Origin of the sequence: Echinicola salinicaeni, from assembly GCF_014280965.1 — a bacterium.
Taxonomy (GTDB): Bacteria; Bacteroidota; Bacteroidia; order Cytophagales; family Cyclobacteriaceae; genus Echinicola; species Echinicola salinicaeni.
Genome location: NZ_JACODZ010000002.1, coordinates 186,511 through 205,391 on the forward strand (window position 1 = coordinate 186,511; position 18,881 = coordinate 205,391).

The following is an 18,881-nucleotide window of genomic DNA, read 5'->3' on the forward strand; positions in this document are numbered from 1 at the left end:
GATTTTTATTAAAACTACCCGATGAAAAATAACTTAAGAAAGAAGTATATACGATGGCTTTGGATAGAAATAATATGCGTAGCGGTCATCATAGCAGTGGTGATTTTATTGATTTCAATAAAGTAATTCCCGTCCAGGTATAAACGAAATACACCTTAAGCAAATATTAATTATAAAACCCAAAAACTATGAAACAACTCAACTTTCAGCGTCTTCCAGTGGCATTCCTAAAGCTCTTGGGAGTAATTGTTTTAATCTTTTGTAGTCATTCCTTGTTGGCTCAGTCAGTCATCAAGGGTAAAGTCTCCTCTTCAGATGGGGAAAGCCTTCCAGGAGTAAACATCTTGGTCAAGGATAGCGGAAAAGGTACTGTCACCAATATAGACGGTGAATATGAAATTTCAGCAGTATCTGACGGCATATTGGTCTTTAGTTTTATTGGTTATGAAACCCAGGAAGTAGCAGTCAATAACCGTAGTATCATTAATGTCACCTTAGGACAAAACGAGCAGGATTTGAAAGAGGTGGTGGTAACGGCCTTGGGTATCGAAAGGGATAAAGAGGCCTTAGGATATTCAGTCAGTGAGGTAGAAGGTAAAGGCTTTACAGAGGCAAGAGAAACCAATGTGGCCAATGGTCTGGCAGGTAAAGTGGCCGGGGTGAATGTGAGTAATGTAGCCTCTGGACCTGCTGGTAGTTCAAGAGTGATTATTAGGGGAAATACCTCTTTGACCCAAAATAATCAGCCATTGTACGTAATTGATGGGATACCTATTGATAACAGTAATTTGGGATCAGCAGGAATGTGGGGAGGTAGAGACCAAGGAGATGGTATAGGTAATATCAACCCAGATGATATTGAGAGCATGACCATTTTGAAAGGTAATACAGCGGCTGCCCTATATGGATCTAGAGCCTCAAATGGTGTGATCTTGATAACCACCAAGTCTGGAGCAAGCAAGCAAGGACTTCAATTAGAAGTGAATTCCAATTTTGTTGTAGATAAAGCCATTAATAGGTTGGATACCCAAAGAGAGTACGGCCATGGTCTGAATGGCCAAAAGCCTACTACATTAGCTGAAGCCCTTGCGGGTGGAGATACTGCTTGGGGTGCCAAACTGGACGGTAGTCCAGTGATACAATTCGATGGAGTAGAACGTCCATATTCCTATAGCGGTGATAACTTTGATCGATTCTATGAGACAGGACATACCTTTACCAATACCATTGCCCTTTCTGGCGGAACAGAAAAAATGGGCTTTAGATTTTCTGCTTCAGATTTAAGCAATAAGAGTATTGTGCCTAATTCTGGAATGGACAGAAATAACTTTTCCATAAATGCGCAAGGTAAGGTGAGCGAAAAATTAACATTTAATGCAAGTGGAAGCTATATCATCCAAAATGTTAAGAATCCACCGGCTCAAGGTGACTTGGTCAGTAATGTCAACTATACTGTTTGGAGTTTGGCTCCGTCTATCAATGTCTTGGACATGAAAGGAGATCCTGATAGATTGGGTGCTGAGCCAATCACAGGTAAAGAGTTTCTTCCCGCTCAAACCGTTTATTTTGAGAACCCTTACTTCAGTGCGTACCAAAAAAGTAATTTGAGCGAGAGAACAAGGACACTTGGTAGCTTTTCATTAAACTATGATTTTACAGATTGGCTTTTTGTAAAAGCAAGAACGGGAATTGACCAGTGGAACAGAAGTAATGAAGGTATCACACCTTACGGTAGTGCACAGCAACCTTTGGGTTCTATTGGGGAAAGCCAAACCAAGCATAAGGAGATCAACAGCGATGTCATGTTAGGCTCCAAAATGGGTTTTTCCAATGGTTTGGAATACAATGTGCTGGTAGGAGCCTCCAGCATGAAGCAGGAAAGGTATAGCAACAGTACTAATGGTAATGATTTTGCCATCCCGTTTTTTAATAACTTTTCCAATACAATTAGAAGATCGGGAGGAACAAGCTATTATTCTAAAGGAATCAACTCGGTATACGGACTGGCAGAGATTTCTTATAAAGCGGCTTTGTTCTTGACTGCTACTGGCAGACAGGATTGGTTCAGTACTTTGAACGGTAGAGGAATTTTCTATCCTTCAGTCAGTACAAGTGCAGTGCTTTCCGAATTGATGGAAATGCCTTCCTTTATGGATTACTTCAAGTTAAGATTGGCTTGGGCCCAAGTGGGTGGAGATACTTCTCCTTATGTCTTGAACCAAACATATTCTTTGGGTACACCTACCAATGGTATCCCCCAGGGTGGTATTGCACAAGGCTTTGTAGCCAATGCTGCATTGGAGCCTTTATTGGCGACAGAATTTGAGGCAGGTTTTAATGCCCAATTCGCCAATAGCAAAATCGGTTTGGATTTCACAGTTTATCAAAGAACCACTGAAGGAGATATTTTACCAGCTACCATTTCCAAAACCTCTGGTTACTCATCAGCACAGGTGAACGTCGGAGAAGTAAGCAATAAGGGTTTTGAATTATTAATTACCGGCAGTGCTATAAACACGAAGACCTTTACTTGGAATACTTCCCTTAATATGGGCTACAATAAAAGTGAAGTAGTGAGCTTGATAGATCCTGAGGTAGATGGGGAGCGTTTGCAATTGGATCAGAACAGGGCACAAACAGCTTATGTGCACAATATTGAAGGAATGCCTTATGGTCAGGTAACCGGATACCAATACCTACGTGATGCATCTGGAAATATCATGCACAATGCCTCAGGTCTACCAATGAGAGATGATGAAGCAGGTATTGTACCATTCGGAACAGGTGTACATCCATTTACAGGAGGTTTTTCCAATAATTTCACCTATAAGAACTTTGATTTTGGTTTCTTGATCGATTATAAGATGGGTGCGGTAATCTTTAGTGGAACCAACTCTTGGTTATACAGAAGAGGTATGCATAAAAATACTTTAGTAGGCAGGGAAAATGGAATAGGTGATGTTCCTGCAAGTGAAATGTCTACCTACTATAATGAAATCAGAAACAAAATTGCAGAGCAGTTTATATATGATGCTGATTTTGTAAAGTTGCGTGAAGTTACTTTTGGTTATTCCATTCCAACTTCTTTCCTAAGCAAGTTCAAGGTAAGGGCTGCTAAACTTTCCTTGGTGGGAAGAAATTTATGGTTGATCCATTCCAAGGTGGAAAATATTGATCCTGAATCTACTTATAATGAAGGAAATGCTCAGGGAATGGACTTTTTCCAATTGCCTCAAAGTAGAAGCTATGGGGTGAACCTTAATATCAAATTTTAATTCATAGCTAGAACTAAAATGACCAAAAGAATGAAATTCAATATCATAAATATATCCAAGAAAGCATTACTGGCACCGGCCCTTGCTTTGTTAGTCTCTACGAGTTGTGTAGAAGACCTTAAAGAAATGAATGTTAATCCGAATCAGATAAGTGATCTGGATTATGGGATTCAATTGACCAAAATGCAGATGGCATTTACAGGAGGAGCCCATGAAATTTTCAGGACCTCTTTGGGATATTGTTTTGCTTCCATTCAGCAAATGGCAGATTTGGAGAGCCCTGTTTCTGGGGTTTTTCTTCCTGGGGATAAATATTTGAATGATCCTTTATTTGCATCAGCATTCTTTGATGAAGTTTATAATAACGAATTTAGGGATATTGCTGATTATGTGAATAGGACTTCAATGGATCCTGAAGCCGTTAATTATTATGCCATAGGCAGGGTTTGGAAGGTCATGTCTGCACACCGTATCACGGATATTTATGGTGATGTGCCTTATTTTGATGCGGGAATGGGCTATATCAATAATGTATGGTTGCCAAAATATGATTCCCAAGAGCTGATCTACAAAGACATGCTCAAGGAGCTTGAGGAAGCAGTCCTTTCTTTTGATGCCACTAAACCAACACCAGGAAACCAGGATTTGTTGTACGGGGGAAACATTGACCAATGGAAGAAATTCACTTATTCTTTGATGTTGCGATTAGGATTAAGAATCTCAAATGCAGCGCCTACCGAAGCCGAAGCTTGGGTGAAAAAAGCGATCCAAGGAGGTGTAATGTCCAGCAATGCAGATATGGCTAGAATACTGCATGGAGAACAAGGGGGCAACAATCCTTTCTGGTCTGGATTTAATACTCGAGATAGAATTAGGCTGTCAGATACTTTTGTCGGTTGGATGAAAGACAAAAATGATCCTCGATTGGGTATCATCAGCTGGGTAGAAAATGGAGGAGAGCACATGGGCTTGCCAAATGGGTATGATAATACCACTATTATTGATTACCCTGGTGGAGGCGACTTGGCCGCATATTCCAATGTCAATCCAACTCTAAGACAAATTACTTCGCCTTCCTTGCACCTTACTTATGCTGAAGTAGAGCTAATGCTGGCTGAGGCAGCATTAAAAGGCTGGCATAATGGTTCGGTGGAGGAACACTATAATAAGGGAGTAAGCGCAGCGATGAAGCAGTGGGAGATTTTTGGAATCTCTGCTCCATCTGATATGGAAGTAGCCGCTTACCTGGCTGCACATCCTTATGATAGTTCAAAAGGTATGGAGATGATTGGAGAGCAGTATTGGGCAGCTACCTTCTTGGTGAACTGGGAAGGATATAGCAAGTGGAGAAGAACAGGTTATCCTGAATTGACTCCAACCAATTATCCTGGAAATGTTACGAATGGTCAGATTCCTAGAAGAATGACCTATTCAGGAGAAGAGTACAGCATCAATGAAGAAAATATCAATGAAGCAATCAGTAGACAAGGTGCCGATGACTTTATGACACGTATTTGGTGGGATAAAGAGTAATTGCTTTATTTAGACTTTAATTTGAAAAGAGGGGCATTGTGACGGATAGCCCCTCTTTTTTGGCTATTATTTAATGATACAATAACAATTTATTTACCTTAAGATTAGTCCATTATATTATGAGAAAGTTTTTTATAGCATTTTTAGTTTTACTGCTGATCAATGGTTGGGCTTTTGGGCAGAAAGAGAAAAAAGTCCTGTTTATCGGGACTGATGGAACTCGGGGCGAAGTACTGAGAAGTATCCCCACTCCCAATATAGACTTGCTGACTCAAAAGGCTATTTATAGTTATGATGCCATCAATAATGGGATTACCATCAGTGGTCCCGGGTGGTCAAATCTGTTGACAGGAGTAGGAGAGACCAAGCATAAGGTGGTGGATAATTCATTTAAAAATAATGACCTGGCCAATCATCCAGATTTTTTGACCGTGATAAAAAATCAATATCCCGAGTATCACACGGCTGCTTTTTATACTTGGTTACCTGTGGGACTTATTCTGGATCAGGTAGACCTCCGTGTAGCTAAAAAATATGCCCATGATGGCGATGCCTATATTCACCAAGCAGCTGTGGAATACCTTTCAAATGAAAAAGCCGATGCCACTGCAGTTTATTATGGAGATGTAGACATTGCGGGGCATAACCATGGTTTTTACGAGAGTGTGCCTGAATATTACAGGGAAATCATTCAGTTTGACAGATATGTGGGTGATTTGATGGATGCCATCAACAGTCGCCCCAACCGGGAAAATGAGGAATGGTTGATCCTGATGAGTACTGATCATGGTGGATATAAAACGGGTCATGGTGGAGCTACACTACAGGAGAGAAATATTTTTGTAATTGTGGCTGGCGATAATATGGTCGGACAGGAGATAGTACCAGGAAATGGACCTGCTTTGGAGCAGGATGATCAGCTTAAACTAGTGGACCTGGAGAAATATGGTTATGACCAAGTACCTACACAGCTAGATATCGTTGCTTCGATCTACGATTATCTGGATATTGATCCAGCGCCGTACGGTTTGGATGGAAAATCCCTGTTGAAGTAAGATTTTAATTATATATGATGAGAAGAATTGCATTTACAAGTTTAGCCTATTTGGTGGCGATTATATTTCAGTTGACTTTTTCTACTAATGCAAAAGCTCAAAAGTCTCCAGAAGATTTAAAAATAATATCTTATAATATCTGGAATGGCTTTGATTGGGGCAAGGACCTTGAAAGAAAGGGGGAAATGGTCCAATGGGTCAGGTCGCAAAACCCAGATATCCTTGCCCTTCAGGAGTTATGCGGATATACACATGAGCAATTGTTATCGGATGCCAAAAAATGGGGGCATAATTATGCGGAAATCCTAAAAACTTCCGGCTATCCAGTGGGCATTACTTCCAAATATCCCATCGAGGTAAAGGAAAGAATTTTGGAGAATATGCATCATGGAGCCTTGCACTGTAAAGTGGCAGATATTGATTTTATGGTGATACATTTCTCGCCATCAGATTATAAAAGAAGGCAGGTGGAGTCTAAGATCATTAGGGAAAAGTTGTCCGATCTTGATGAGAACCAGAAAAAATACATAGTACTAGGTGATTTCAATGCTCTGTCTCCCTTTGATGGTGATACTTATAAAACCAAAGCAAGTTTATTGGATGCGAGACGGAAATCAGATGCCGCAAATGAAAATAATAGTAATTTAATTGATGGAGAATTCGAATATGGGGTGATTGGAAGTTTGTTGGGCTATCCCTTGATAGATATTAGTCAGAGGTTTACCTCGGAATGGGACGATCGAATAAGTTTTCCTACCCAGGTTTTTGAAAAGCAAAAAGGAGAGGGAAGATCAGAGAAATCGGTTCGAATAGATTATATTTTGGTATCTCCATATCTGGCCACCAAATGTGAAAAAGCCAAAGTATTAAATGGAGAGGCAACTTATTATTTGTCGGATCACTATCCAGTTATGGCAGAATTTAAAATGGATTAGATTTTTATCTCATAGATCTTAAAGGATATTATTTAAGGTGTAGCCAGTCTGCTACACTTTTTTTATTTAATGTGTTTGTGGGTTTTATTCCGCTTATTGGGTGGTTTGAAGTATAATTTCTAACCTTTGACGAATTTTTCTTATTGTAAATGGTCAAGTAAATTTAATTTTGCTATATACCAATTAATGATTAAACCCAAGTGATATGGTGTTATTGTTTGAAGATTTCTTCTATAGGAAAAGCCTCATTTTATTTTCTTGGGTATGCTCATTTTTTGGAATGGATGTGCATTTATTAAACTCAAAATAAAATTTAGTATGAATTTAAAAAGCAGGTTTTCCACCATAATGATTTGGGGAACTTTTCTGATTTTGGCTTGTCTGGTTTCGGAAACGACCATGGCCCAAGAGAAATCTTCCAAACCCAATATTTTGCTACTACTTGTAGATGATCTTAAGCCTAATTTGGGTGTGTATGGTGATCCCGTAGCAGTTAGTCCCAATGTGGATAAACTGGCCAATAGTGGGATGCGATTTGATATGGCATATTGTAATCAAGCCGTATGTGTGTCTTCTCGATATAATTTGCTTTTGGGTTCAAGATCAACCAGTACTGGCCTGTACAATTTTGGCAAAGAATTCAGGGATGTTATTCCTGATGCAGTGACCATGCCCCAATATTTTATGAATGCAGGCTACCATGCTGAATCCATGGGTAAAGTTTTCCATATAGGACACGGTAATACCAATGATAAAGCTTCCTGGAGCATTCCTCATTGGAAAGAAAAAGTGATAGAGTACCTGGATCCTGAAAGTACTAATAGGAAATTGACCCGTGAGGAAGCCTACTTCGAAAATACCAATATGTATATTGAAGATACGCCTAGGAATCATGAATTGCCAAGGGGAGCAGCTTGGGAAAGTCCAGATGTATTGGATGAAGGTTATGCAGATGGCCGAGTGGCCCGTCATGCCATTGATAGGTTAAGGGAGCTAAATAAAAATCCTGAGCAGCCTTTCTTTATGGCTGTAGGCTTTGCCCGTCCGCACTTGCCTTTTAGTGCACCAAAAAAATATTGGGACATGTATAATCCTGATGAGCTACCCATGCCGGAGTTTGAACAAGGACCGGATGGTGCTCCTGGTTTTGCAGTAAAGCGTAAAGGCGAAATAGTACAGTTTTTTCCTGTTCCAGTAAGGGAAGATATTTATGAAGAAGATTTGAAGCGTAAATTGATACATGGCTATTATGCCAGTTTGAGCTATATGGATGCCCAGCTGGGGAAAGTGGTGGATGAATTGAAGCGTTTGAATATGGATGAGAATACCATTATTGTGTTATGGGGTGATCATGGCTGGCATTTAGGAGATCATGGGATTTGGACCAAGCACACCAATTATGAGCAAGCCAATCATATTCCTTTGGTTTTTGTGGCACCTGGAGTCACTCAGGAAGGAAGTTCTACGAAACAACTGGCGGAGACAGTGGATATTTTTCCAACCTTGGCTGACTTGGCCGGATTGGAAAGACCTGATGGTCCACAGCCTATTGATGGAATCAGCCTGAAGCCAAGTTTGCTTGATGGATCAAATATCATTAAGGATCACGCTTATCATGCTTATCAAATGGGCGGACACATGGGAGAAGCCATCAGAACGGAACAATACCGTATGGTCAGATGGACCCATTTGAAAACAGGAGATGTGGTATACGAATTATATGATTATGATAATGATCCAGGAGAGAAAAAAAATATAGCTAAAGAAAAGCCTGAAATTGTGGAAGAATTGGTGGCTAAATTGGAGAAATATCCAAAAGCCAAAAGACTGCCTTAAGGTAAGTTATTGTTATCAATTGATCTTAACCAGTTACATTGAAAATGTGACTGGTTTTTTATTTCTGAATATTAGATAAGGATAAAAATTGTCAAGGCTTTTATTTATTGGTTAATTGGTTTTGAGATGGGCTTTGTATTGCATATTGCTGGTTTAATGATAAATTGTCCATGCAATAATGATCCCTTAATCCAAAAAATCCATGAAGAAGACTTTTCTCCCATTGGCCTTGATCATATTAGTAGCTTTTTGGAGCTATATTCAAAAGGAGCGGAAGAATAAAACGACGAAGCCCAATATACTTTTTGCCATTATGGATGATGTTACTTACATGCATATGGGGGCATATGGCTGTGATTGGGTCAATACACCCAATTTTGACAGGGTTGCTGAAGAAGGCATTCTTTTCAATAATGCCTATACACCAAACGCAAAATGTGCCCCTTCCAGATCGAATATCCTGACGGGGAGAAATTCCTGGCAATTGGAAGAGGGAGCCAACCACTGGCCTTATTTTCCAGCCAAATTCAAAACCTTTGCAGAGGTGTTGGATGAAAATAGTTACCATGTAGGTTATACGGGGAAAGGTTGGGCGCCAGGGCGGGCCAAAAATGAAGATGGTTCAGCAAGGAATTTATTGGTAAACAATTACAGTCAAATAAAAACCATACCTCCCACACCCCATATCAGTAATGTGGATTATGCAGCCAATTTTGAAGCCTTTTTAGAGGATAATGCTGAGGAAGAACCTTTTTTCTTTTGGTACGGGGGATTGGAACCCCATAGAGGTTATGAATATGGCTCTGGCATAGCGAAAGGAGGCAAGTCTGTAGGAGAGGTGAATGATGATCAGGTATTTGATTTTTGGCCTGCAAAAGATTCTGTAAAAACAGATTTGCTGGATTATGCCTATGAAATCGAATATTTTGACAAGCAGCTGGGCAAGATGATGGCAGAGTTGGAGGAACGAGGCGAATTGGATAATACCATCATTATAGTGACTGCCGATAATGGAATGCCTTTTCCGAGAGTGAAAGGACAGGAATATGAATATAGCAATCACCTTCCTTTGGCGATCCGTTGGGGAAATGGAATTATGACTACTGGGCGAAAAATAGACGACTTTATCAGCTTTATTGATTTTGCACCTACTTTCCTTGAATTAGCAGGAGTGAAAGAAAAGGACAGTGGTATGGAGGCAATTACAGGCAATAGCTTTTCTGATATCTTATTTTCAGATCACTCAAACATGGTTGATCCCAAAAGAAACCATGTTTTGATAGGCAAGGAAAGACATGATGTGGGCCGACCTGATGATCAAGGCTATCCCATCAGGGGGATAGTGCAGGACAGGATGCTTTATCTGAGGAATTTTAAACCTGATAGATGGCCAGCAGGCAATCCAGAAACTGGATATTTAAACACCGATGGTGGGGCTACCAAGACCGTCTGCCTTAATTCAATCTATGATGCAAGCACATTTGATTATTGGGCATGGTCTTTTGGAAAGCGTCCTGCAGAGGAACTTTACAATATCAAAGAAGACCCAGATTGTGTGCACAATTTAGTGCTTAGTGGTGATTTTGATAAGGAAAGAGAAAAGCTTAAAAAGGCCTTGTTCAAAAAGTTAAAAGCACAAGGTGATCCTAGAATGTTTGGCAATGGAGACATCTTTGATCGATATAAATATTCGGATCTCAACAGCGCGGACTTTTATTCCAGGTATATGAAGGGTGAGAAGTTAGATGCCGGCTGGGTAAATGAAAGTGATTTTCAGGAGGTTGAGAAGATTCTTGATTTTCAGTAAGCATCCCCATGATTTGGATTGGAAAATATCAAAGATAGCTTTTTCTGTAGAAATTGGGAGAATAGCCCATGTGCTTTTTAAATAATCTGGAAAAATAATAAGCATCTTCAAAGCCCAATTGTGAGGAAATCCTCTTGAGTGTCCAGTCAGTGAACTGCAGGTATTGGCAGGCTTTTTGGATTTTAAGATGATTGAAATAGTTGATTGGGGTATAACCGGTTTTTTGCTTGAAAGTATATGAAAAATGCGAAATCGATAAATTGGTTTGATTGGCCATTTCCTCTAATGTCAGGAGGGATTCAACATTCTCCTTCATAAACTCAATGGCTTTTTCAACCTCTTCTTGTCGGGGAGAAGCTTCTTCTAGTAATAGTTTTTTAGGGTAAATCAATGAGAATAATATTTGCTGCAATAGCGGCATTACATTGATTAAATTTTCTTTACTGTAACCAGACTCTAGTATGTTGATCAGTTGATGAAATAACTTTGTCCGAGCATCCACATAAGGGGAATGTTGGACAAAACGCTCTTTATTCTGAATGAGCAAATTATTAAATTCCTCGGCAGCTGTTCCTTTATAGTGAATCCAATAAATGCTCCACGGTAGATGCTCATCTGCAGCAAAGGAGTTAGGGGTGCCTTCAGGAATGATCAAATAGTCGTGAGGATTGATTTGAAAAACTTCATTATTGATAATGGCAGTCCCTTTACCTTCAATACAATAGATCAGGATATTTTCGTTTGCACCTTTTGGTCGTTTGCGAAAGTGGTGTTGTGCCCTTGGGTAATAGCCAATATCCGTTAGGTATAAGGAAGACAGTATGGGGTCTTCCTTGCAAAACCTACGGATGTCGTTGGGAAGTACTATGGCTCTTTGGCCTTTGAATCCTTCTCTTTTTTTGGTCATATCCCAAAGGGCTGGTTGGTAACCTTGTTTAATTCTTCTTATAATTCCCGTAATTCGCCTCCATTCCCTTAAGCCAAGATTGGCGAAGGGTTTGCATTTCTTTGGCTTTTATACTGTCCTGTTCAATAAGGTTATGTCGCTCTCCTGGATCCTTTTCCAAATTGTAAAGCGCTATTTTTCCAGGGTTGGAGCCCAACATGATTTGACTGGTAATGGGCCTGTTTTTAGGGTTGTAATCATTGGCAAAAACCAATTTGTAATTCTGGTCAATGACTGCCCATTGGTTAGCAAATTGAAAGAATAAAGGCTTTTTTGCAGACTTGCTTGCCTTGTTTTCTTTGATGGGTGTAATCAAACTACTGCCATCAAGTTCTCCATTTTGTGGTATTTCAATTCCAGCAGCCTCCAAAAAGGTAGGGAAAATATCCAAAGTGGATACCCTGTGTTTATAGTCTTTTTCTTTTGGCAAACCATTTGGCCACGATAGGATCATAGGAACACGGATACCACCTTCATGCATGGTGTACTTGCTTCCTGAAAGTGGTAGGTTGTTGGCACCAGCCAATGGTTCACCGCCATTGTCCGATACCAAAAGAATCAAGGTGTTTTCCAAATTTCCAGCAGCTTCCAAGGCATCCAAAAGTCTTCCTATATTATCATCTAAGCAATTAAGATTAGCCAGGAAGTATTTTCTCATTTCTTCGTCAGAGATTTTACCTACTTGGGTATAATCCCAATAGTAGTCTTTATACTTACCATAACTACTATCATAATTGGCCACTTTTTTTACATCCCATTTTTCTAGATATTCATCCGGCACTTCGTGAATAAGGTGATGAACGGCATTGTAGGAAAGGTCCAGGAAAAACGGTTCATCTTGGTTTTTATTAATGAATTCAATGGCCTTGTCAGTGAAAAGTTCCGTGGTATAAGTGTCCTCAAAACTAGTTTTTGTACTATCCACGAAAATCCTTCCTAAGGAGGCACTGGTGCCATAAGGGTCAGGGGTGCTTTTTTCGATCTTTTCGTCGAGTAAGAAATAGTCATGAGCGTGTGCACTGAACCCAATAAATGATTCATAACCATGTTGAAGAGGGAATTCCCTTACTTGGGCATTGTGATAGTTAGTGCCAAAATCACTTTTACCTATTTTCCCAGTGGAGTATCCTGCATTTTGAAGTACTTCCGCTATAGTGTTTACATTATGGGGAAGTCCAGAGGCCCAGGCCATTTTAGGGTCCCATTTTTCTTGGTATTGGCCTGTGTAGATAGCAGCTCTTGAGGGACTGCATACAGGGGCAGTCACATAGGCATTGTAAAATAGTACCCCATTATTGGCTATCCTGTCCATATTGGGTGTTTCGCAATGCTTGGATACATGGTCATAAGCGCTTAGATCAGCATAACCTTGGTCATCAGTGACGATCAAAATGATATTAGGCTGTTTTACTTCTTTTGACTGATCTGTTCCTTTGTTCTCACATGAGCCAAGGAATATCCCCAATCCAATTAGGATTAAGGAGCAAAAGCCAGATCTTGTTTTGATGTTTTTTTTCATTTCAGGTATTTTGAATTTATTCTTGGTCTATTATCATTTCACTGATCATTAAATTTCCTCCGTTTGTCACATTGGCTTTTAGAATGATTTTTCCATCATTGCTGTCTTCTCGCATAATATGAAATTTCACCCATTTACCTCCTTCTTCATGATGTTTTCCTAAGCGCACTTTTCTTCCCTCGAATGTCAAAAATCCATCGCGTCCTTGGTTGTTCCAATCATCAAACAGCACATAAAAACTTCCGAGGATTCCATCTGGTACTTTTATCTCCAAAGTGATTTCCTTTCCATGCCAGGCACTGCCTTTATTGTCTTTCCATACACCAGTTGCTTTGACTTTATAAGATAGGTTTTCCGCGATGTTTATCACATGGTCCTGCGCTGTACTCCAGGGAAGGGAGGTGTTTTTCTCTGTGGCATTTTCCCCTGCATTGACTCTTAGGATAATATTATTGTATTGACCGTCTGTCTGCTCTTCTTCTGCCACTGGGATTTTAGGGAACAAGGAAGATAAATATGTAATATCAACCTGTGATGAAGGGGCAAAATCCGGTGACTTCATATATTCTACTAAACTGTACCGTAATTGCTTGGCAACAGGCAAGTCCGTATTTTGTATATCAAAGCCACTCACTAATAGTTTACCTTTTCCAACAGCAAATTCAAATATAGCTCCTTCTTTATTGTTTCGGTGGAAATCGTCCACTACCTGTACTATTGGCTGGAATGATTTTGGGGTGTTATTCAGGATAAACCCTTTGGCTCCTTTGCTGATGCTTTCCCATTGCCAATTGGAATGGTAGTCAGTAGGGAAATTGGCAAGAGCAGGATGTTGGTCCTTGATCAGCATGCCAATATTGGTCTTTCCTTGACCTGGGAAGAAGGTCAGCGACCAGTATAGCGGGTAAAAACTAAGGTTGACACTGTTTTCCTCGGTCCCTAATTGGTTGGCAATCAAGAGTACTTTTTTACCTGCTTCCAAAGCAGCATAGCTAGCACTGTCCATTTGGTCAGTGATGATAATTTCATCCTCTGAGGGAACAGGGAGTTTTGTCGGGTATACCCAAATATCCCAGGAGTTTTTGAATGTTGTTCCTACTAGGCTAAGTGCTATATTTAATTTTTGCGCTGTATGAATATTCTTTAGGGAGAATTCAATTTTACCAATATCATTGAGAGAGCCTCTTTTGATATTGGTGATAGGCCAATTTTCCTGATGGATTGATTTTCCTGAATTGTCCGTAATATTAACTTGAATTTCTCCCTTGGGGATGTCAAATTGTCCGAAATGAGAGAGTTGGGCTGAAGCGTTAAATGTCTCTCCACTTTCCCATACGAATTTTTTCATTCTTAATAATGGGACAGTTTCATCAAAGTGCTCTCTGAATTTTTCTGGTGTGGTTATTCCTTTGCTTTCCCAGTGGGCATCTAGCCATCCGATCAATGCTTCGCCTTGTCCTTGATAATCCTGCATGCTCAATAATTGGACGCCGGCACAGCTTTTTGTTCTCAAGAAGGATTCTGTTTCATATTTGTACATGATCTGGTTCAGTGCTCCAGAAGCCATTTTGAAATCATCAGCTTGATGGGCAATGCCGTTTTTCTCAGCCATTTCTTTGAATTCCATGAAATTTCTGGCTTTTAGAACACCGGTATATTGATCAATTTCACTCCAAGAAGGATAAACAGGCCATTGACCAATTTCATGTGCAATAATTGGAATATCCATTTGACTGTAGATATCCTCAAAGTCCCAGTCTGTATGAGGGCCATTTAAACCTCTTGTCCTACCAACTCCCTTGATATAATGGGTGGCATTATATTGGTCTACTTCAGTGATGGTTCTGGCAGTAGAAACCGCATAAAGGTGTCTTGGGTCTTTTGCTTTAAGGTCAGCCACCCATTCTTTCATGATATCAAAGTCTGAATTGCCCAATTCGTTGCCAATACAGAACATGGAAAATGAAGGGTGATTACCATATTCGTCCACTACTCTGTTCATCTCTGCCACCACAAAAGCATCTCTTTCAGGGTCTTTTCCTAGGCCTTGTGGAAAGCCTTTTGTATTCATCTCTGGGCGACCGCGTTCAGTGTTATCTACGCTCATCCACCAGTCGATCCAGATCGAAGCTTCCGCCTGCATATAGATGCCTATTCTGTTGGCTGCTTTAAATGCCGCCTCGGGAGGACACCAAGAGTGAAAACGGACATGGTTGAGTCCATAGTCTTTGTATATTTTAAAGATCCTTTCCCAATCTTCTACCTTAGCAGAACTATAACCGGTAAGTGGGAAATGAACACAGTCAAGGTTGCCCCTTAAGAATACAGGTTCTCCATTGACCAAAACATGGGTGCCGTCATGACTGTAGTTTACAAAACCGAATTCTGTTTCTGCTAAATCCTCGAATTTTCTGGTTTTTAACCTGACTTCAAGTGTATAGACGGTAGGGTCAAATTCATTCCATTTTTTTAGGGCCCCGTTAAGGCTCAAAGGAATATTGAGCTCTTGGGTGCCAGTTTGGAGTCTTTGATGTAAGGTGCTCTGGAAAACTGGTTCTTTATGGCCTATTTGAGTGATGCTGATTTCAAACTTAGCCTTCTCAGCCTTTTCAGCATCTACTATAATATTCAGGTCCAAGTGATCATCAGCAGTGTTTGGAAATGTTCTCAATTGTGAGATGGCGCTAAGGTCATGGGCCCTGAGTTCTATTTTTCCAACAATGCCATTCCAAATACTTTGGGTATATTCTCCATAGGCATGTCCCTTATCACCGATATTATGGATCATGTCATTATTTATCCTTATTGTCAAGGTATGTTTTCCTGGACTAAGTTGACCAAGATCATGGTAATGAGGTGTGCCCAGTGCATCAGCAGTTCCCATCTTTTGGCCATCAATAAATACTTTTGATTGCCATAAAACCCTTTCCAGCAAAAGCGTTAGTTCTTTATCTTTCCAAGTTTCTGGAATAATGATTTCTCTAGAATATTCTGCTTCTCCAATATATTTGAACGCTGGAGTAAGGACCCCAAAGTCTGACCCAGTGGTTTTTAAACCAAATCCATTTTCAGCCAATGATCCTGGTAGTTGGATTTTTCCTTTGGTTTTGGAACCTTCTCGAAAGTATTCGGAAGAAGAATCTGTTTTGATCAGATTTACATCCCATTGTCCCGACAGATCTATTTTCTGGGCCAATGCTGAGAAAGAAATAGCTAAAGCAAACAGTAATATTGTAAGGTTTTTCAAGTACTGCATAGTTTACGGATAATCAATTAAATAAGGTAGAAACAAAAATAAACTGTTTTATTTAAGATTAAAAGAGTACTTGTTTTTAGAGATGGATATCATAATATAGTCCATTAATTGAGGCGATTGAATTGTAAAAGATTTAGGTGGATTTTTTATTTTAATTTAATAATAATCAGGTTTTTTGGCCTTTTTTTCTTGGCCTGTATCCTTATTGTTGAAAGATATAATCCATTATGAATCAATTTCGAATGGCTTCGATTATCGTGTTTCCTTTAAAATAAATGTGGGTTAGCATTATAAATGGAAGTGGATGTTTGGTTTTTAATTTGTCGATATCCTAAGGATTAATCCTAGATAACTAATATATAAGATATGGAGTTTTTTATAGGTGAATTACAGTTTATAGGTGAATAAGTGATTGCTTATGATTGGGGATTGTAATGAAAATTCAAGAAATGAAACATTTTATGGTTTTCGTTTTAAGCTAAAATCTGAAATGGAATCCCAATCTATCATCTTTTTGCTAAATCGAATTTGCATCTCTTTATCTTCCTCTATTAGACTAATCAAATGATGAAGTGGTTTTCCTTTTAAGAAAATATTGTAAGAAATAATTTTTTAGTTAAAAAATTATCGAAAGGAAGTTTAAAAGATAATTATTTGTTGTAAATTTTATTATTATCAAAAATAATTACTTTATTTAATGATCATTGAATGAATATTTCTTTAAATATTGATGAAATGAAGTGGTTTGAGATTGGGCAAACGCCTCGAATGTGTTCGTGTCAAATATTTGTTGATGACTTTATTTTCATTAGAGGAAATTTACTCTTTGGGAGGTGCTGATTTGAATTGTTCCAGAGGCTAAGTGCTTGAAAATAAAAGTGTAATAAAGATTCCAATTCCCCTATATGTCATCAAAAAATAAGTTGTGACCATTAATATTAAAAAAATTACTGATATGGACTATGGAAGGTTGAATGATCAAAAATTGTGGGCTCGAGTAGTTGAAGGAGATGATAAAGCTTTTGAGTTTGTTTACAGGGCGCATGCAAAAAAGTTATATGTTTATGGGTATCGTTTTACACGGGATTCATCCATAATCGATGATGCAATACAAGAAGTCTTTATTTCCTTGTGGTCTTCTAGACTACGAATAGATATTTCTAAGTCCTTAAGCCATTATATTTTTAGTTCCTATAGACGTTTGATTATTAAAAAGATTAATGAGGAACAGTTTTGTGAGTCTATTGATGATCCCAATATAATGTTGGATTTCCATCATTATATGCAAGGGGTATTAGAAGAGACCAATATTACTGATTTTGAAGGTGGTAAAACCATTTCGGCCCTAGAGAAATTGCCAAGCAGACAAAAAGAGGCCATATATCTCCGTTATATAGAAGAATTGCCTTATGAGTCTATTTCAGATATTATGGGCGTTCAAATCCCTTATATCTATAATTTAATTTTTAAAGGGTTAAAAACCCTAAAAGAAAATGTTAATATTTCACGATTGGCTAAAATAATCATTCTTTTGCTGTTGTCGATATTTCATTAAAACTTCCTTTTGGTTCAAAATGTTTTAATGATTTTAGTTATATTTTTTAAATTCTGTAAAAATTAATTTTTTATTACCCTCAAGGTGAGATTAAGCAATTTTTATTACTCTATACTATTGAAAGACAAAAATAAATGAGATCCTTTGATAACATAGAAGATATTCTAGGCTATTCCCCATTTAAGGACTGGGTGCATTCAGGTGCAAGTAAGGATGATGAGTTCTTTATTTGGTTTAAGGAGAATTATCCTGATAAGCTGGATTTACTACTTAAATCCAAAATGGTTTTGGAAGAATTAGAAGCACCTGCAAATGATTGGTCAAAGCTTAAAGAGGATGAATTGTTTAATAACATTTCATCTCAAATAAGGCCTGTTGGGAGATTTTATGGTAGAAGAAAAGCAATGAGTATCCCTACTTTGTTGGTGGCCATGTTGGTGATATTGCTAAGTGGTTTGTTGGTATGGAATACTGAACTGGAAAATTATTTCGGAGCATCAATTGAGGAGGTTGTGGCTGAGAAGTGGACCGTCAGAGATGCAAAACTTGGGCAAAAAAGCAAAGTGTTTCTCCCTGATGGCACAATGGCCTACTTGAATTCTGGTAGTCAGATTAGGTATGACAAGGATTTTGGAATAAAGCACAGAGAGCTCTTTTTAGAAGGTGAGGCTTTCTTTGAAGTGGCAAAGAATAAGAGAATTCCATTTAAAGTTAAGAGTGGGGATGTAGTCACTGAAGCAGTAGGGACAGCTTTTAATGTGAAAGCTTTTGACAGGAAGGATATTGGGGTTCAATTAACAGAAGGAAAGGTAAAGGTTTACCCATTTAATAAGCCAGATGAAGAGCTATTATTGATGCCAGGAGAGCAAGTGGTTTATCAGGAGGGCGAGTCACCTAAGAAAGACCGTTTTGATCTTGACTATTATCCCTTTTGGGTAGAGGGAACCCTATGTTTCGACAAGGCTAGATTGTCCGAAGCAGTAGGCCTGTTGGAGAGATGGTACGGGGTAAAAATAGAGGTGCATAACGCTCCTGAAAATGAGTTCAGCTTTAGTGGCAAATATAGAAAAGCCACCTTAGAGCATGTTTTAGAAAGTATGTCACACTCTCTTCATTTGAATTATAAAATCGAGAATAAAAATGTCACTTTAAAATTTCAATAAA

The 18,881-nt window shown here is 38.9% G+C and carries 11 protein-coding genes; 8 read left to right on the top strand and 3 right to left on the bottom strand.

Features of this window, described 5'->3' with window-relative positions:
• Positions 1 to 188 precede the first annotated feature (188 nt).
• The 6 genes from H7U17_RS04275 to H7U17_RS04300 all read left to right on the top strand — a co-directional run bounded on the left by H7U17_RS04275 (position 189) and on the right by H7U17_RS04300 (position 10,441).
• Complete coding sequence (locus H7U17_RS04275; protein ID WP_186755214.1) at positions 189 to 3,275, top strand: SusC/RagA family TonB-linked outer membrane protein; 3,087 nt, start codon at positions 189 to 191, stop codon at positions 3,273 to 3,275.
• 30 nt (positions 3,276 to 3,305) lie between these two features.
• Positions 3,306 to 4,808, top strand: a complete 1,503-nt coding sequence (locus tag H7U17_RS04280; protein WP_186755215.1) for a SusD/RagB family nutrient-binding outer membrane lipoprotein — start codon at positions 3,306 to 3,308, stop codon at positions 4,806 to 4,808.
• Positions 4,809 to 4,927: 119 nt separating this feature from the next.
• A complete protein-coding gene (locus H7U17_RS04285) occupies positions 4,928 to 5,863 on the top strand; it encodes an alkaline phosphatase family protein (protein WP_186755222.1) in 936 nt (311 codons plus the stop codon).
• Between the two features lie 14 nt (positions 5,864 to 5,877).
• Positions 5,878 to 6,798 (top strand): endonuclease/exonuclease/phosphatase family protein, encoded by a 921-nt coding sequence (locus tag H7U17_RS04290; RefSeq protein WP_186755224.1) that lies wholly within the window; start codon positions 5,878 to 5,880, stop codon positions 6,796 to 6,798.
• A 318-nt stretch (positions 6,799 to 7,116) separates the two neighbouring features.
• On the top strand, positions 7,117 to 8,634 hold the full coding sequence (locus H7U17_RS04295) for a sulfatase (RefSeq protein WP_230981260.1): 1,518 nt from the start codon (positions 7,117 to 7,119) through the stop codon (positions 8,632 to 8,634).
• Between the two features lie 202 nt (positions 8,635 to 8,836).
• On the top strand, positions 8,837 to 10,441 hold the full coding sequence (locus H7U17_RS04300) for a sulfatase family protein (RefSeq protein WP_186755226.1): 1,605 nt from the start codon (positions 8,837 to 8,839) through the stop codon (positions 10,439 to 10,441).
• 28 nt (positions 10,442 to 10,469) lie between these two features.
• Here H7U17_RS04300 and H7U17_RS04305 read toward each other — a convergent pair whose 3' ends face one another.
• Genes H7U17_RS04305 through H7U17_RS04315 form a run of 3 tightly spaced genes read right to left on the bottom strand, consistent with a single transcriptional unit; the run spans position 10,470 to position 16,162 of the window.
• Positions 10,470 to 11,348 carry an AraC family transcriptional regulator gene (locus H7U17_RS04305; protein ID WP_186755228.1) on the bottom strand — a complete coding sequence of 293 codons (879 nt, stop codon included), beginning with the start codon at positions 11,346 to 11,348 and terminating at the stop codon, positions 10,470 to 10,472.
• Positions 11,349 to 11,376: 28 nt separating this feature from the next.
• Positions 11,377 to 12,906, bottom strand: a complete 1,530-nt coding sequence (locus H7U17_RS04310; RefSeq protein WP_186755230.1) for a sulfatase family protein — start codon at positions 12,904 to 12,906, stop codon at positions 11,377 to 11,379.
• Between the two features lie 16 nt (positions 12,907 to 12,922).
• On the bottom strand, positions 12,923 to 16,162 hold the full coding sequence (locus tag H7U17_RS04315; protein WP_186755232.1) for a glycoside hydrolase family 2 TIM barrel-domain containing protein: 3,240 nt from the start codon (positions 16,160 to 16,162) through the stop codon (positions 12,923 to 12,925).
• 925 nt (positions 16,163 to 17,087) lie between these two features.
• On the opposite strand from H7U17_RS04315, the gene H7U17_RS04320 reads away from it, so the two are divergent.
• Positions 17,088 to 17,717 (top strand): RNA polymerase sigma factor, encoded by a 630-nt coding sequence (locus tag H7U17_RS04320; protein WP_186755234.1) that lies wholly within the window; start codon positions 17,088 to 17,090, stop codon positions 17,715 to 17,717.
• A 134-nt stretch (positions 17,718 to 17,851) separates the two neighbouring features.
• On the top strand, positions 17,852 to 18,880 hold the full coding sequence (locus H7U17_RS04325) for a FecR family protein (RefSeq protein ID WP_186755236.1): 1,029 nt from the start codon (positions 17,852 to 17,854) through the stop codon (positions 18,878 to 18,880).
• Position 18,881 lies beyond the last annotated feature (1 nt).